General features: G+C 39.7%; 1 protein-coding gene. It reads left to right on the top strand.

Annotation, left to right across the window (positions count from 1 at the left end; translation table 11 throughout):
* The coding region (locus ACY2RW_RS16095) for a cadherin-like domain-containing protein (RefSeq protein WP_490123754.1) at positions 1-408 on the top strand (408 nt) is incomplete at both ends.

Below are 408 nucleotides of genomic sequence, written 5' to 3'. Positions count from 1 at the left end.
ATAACGATTCAAAGTATCAACGGAACTACGTTAACCCCAGGAACAGCACAGACTATTACAGTTCCAAATGGAACAGTAACAACCACAACAGCAGGTGCAATTACATTTACACCCACAGCAAATTTTAATGGAAGTTCCACCTTTGCTTATGTAATTAGCGATGGCACTACCACAGCCACAGCCAATGAGATTATTACAGTTTCACCAGTAAATGATGCACCAGTAGCGAATCCAGACACAGGATCAACAGATGAAGATACTACTTTAACTGTAACAAAAGCCAATGGATTAATAGATGCAAACGATACAGATATTGATGCAGGAACAACTTTAACCATCACAAGATTTGTAGTAGATGGAGCCACCGTAAATGTAACACCATCAACAGCAGGCAGCACATTAATAGCA

Source organism: Polaribacter sp. 2305UL8-11 (assembly GCF_058147165.1).
This window is presented reverse-complemented; position numbering and strand designations above follow the sequence as displayed.